Below are 1600 nucleotides of genomic sequence, written 5' to 3'. Positions count from 1 at the left end.
GCAAGACACAAAATGGCTCACATCATTAAACCCCGGCGTCGACGAATGYCCAGGCACCACCAACGAATCAATAAACGCCTCGTCTTCAGCCGTAATCTTCACCGCTAGTGCCTTGGTGTACGCGTCCCACTGTTCCTCGGTACGCGGTCCGACAATCGCCGATGTCACCGCGCTGTTGTTCAACACCCAGGCAATCGCAAACTCGACAATCCCCACGCCACGTTCCTGCGTGTACTGCTGGAGTTGCTGGGCAATGCGCAACGACTCAACCCGCCACTCGGTTTCCAGAATGCGTTTGTCTGCACGCCCGGCACGGCTGYTGGCGTCCGGTTTCRCGTCCGGTGCGTATTTACCGCTGAGCACGCCSCGSGCCARCGGRCTGTAAGGCACCACRCCRAGGCCATARYTKTGYGCWGCKGTGATCTGCTCGGTYTCSGCCTGACGGTTGACGATGTTGTACAGCGGCTGACTGATCACTGGCCGGTCTACGCCCAGTTGATCGGCGATACGAATCACCTCGGCAATGCGACAGCCACGGTAGTTTGACAAACCCCAATAACGAACCTTGCCCTGGCGAATCAAGTCGCCCATCGCTGACACGGTCACTTCCAGCGGAGTGTTGTGGTCTTCGCGGTGCAGGTAATAGATATCAAGGTAGTCAGTGCCCAAACGCGTCAGGCTGGCGTCGATGCCATTGAAGATGTGTTTGCGGCTCAGGCCGCTGCGGTTCGGCACACCGTCTACCGGGCCGAAACCGACCTTGGTCGCCAGCACCCATTCGTGGCGATTGCCGGCAAWCGCCTCGCCGACGATTTCTTCAGAGCGCCCGCCGGTATAAACGTCGGCGGTGTCGATGAAATTGATGCCCTGGTCCCAAGCCTTGTCGATGACCCGCAGGGAATCTTCGGTACTGGTCTGTTCGCCGAACATCATGGTGCCCAGGGTCAGGGCAGAGACCTGTAGACCCGAATGACCCAGCGTGCGATAGCTCATGAGGAAATCCTTTTACCGGTGGGAGAAAGGCCTCAATCAAATACCAGAAACGTTGTGCGCGGCAATCTGATTTATCGGCTCTGTGCTGAGAGTGGCTGAATGGAGAGTGGGTACTGCAAACTGTTTACCGTTTGTCGCCACTGTCAGATCTGACAGTAGCCGCTCATTCATCGGTCAGGTGTGATGACGTCCAGTCCTCTGCGCCCGAAAGGGGCAGCCCCCATTGGAGTCAGGAGCGTTGTCATGAGCAATGAACCACTCGATCGAGAGTTGTCGGAAAACGCAGTTCTGGCGCTCTTTCCGCCGGATGTCGTTGACAGTAACAAGTCGGTATTGGGTGCGGATTGTGCCATCGCCATCAACTTTTACGACCTGACGCCTGAGGGAGCGAAGGTCAGGGTTGATCCTTATTTCAATCAAGCACCATTGGATACCGTTTCGCTCAATCTGAATGGTGAACGGAACATTGCCAGCACACATACCCAATCCACGGATGATGCGGTCGAACTGCATATCCCACATGGAAAGCTGAGGGCCGATCCGGGTTTCGTCAACACACTGACTTATACCGTCAGTCGCAGCAGCCACAACGAGGGCACTTCTGAGC

Annotated in this window: 1 protein-coding gene and 1 pseudogene; one reads left to right on the top strand and one right to left on the bottom strand. The window is 56.5% G+C overall.

What is annotated here, in order from left to right:
• Nucleotides 1–993, bottom strand: a 993-nt coding sequence (locus tag AC1DRJ_RS26995; protein ID WP_477804837.1) for an aldo/keto reductase, incomplete at its 3' end; no start/stop codon positions are given.
• Between the two features lie 243 nt (nucleotides 994–1236).
• Here AC1DRJ_RS26995 and AC1DRJ_RS26990 point away from each other — a divergent pair.
• Nucleotides 1237–1600, top strand: a pseudogene (locus tag AC1DRJ_RS26990) (Ig-like domain-containing protein); the annotation flags it as partial.

Source organism: Pseudomonas sp. P5_B2 (genome assembly GCF_056400445.1).
This window is presented reverse-complemented; position numbering and strand designations above follow the sequence as displayed.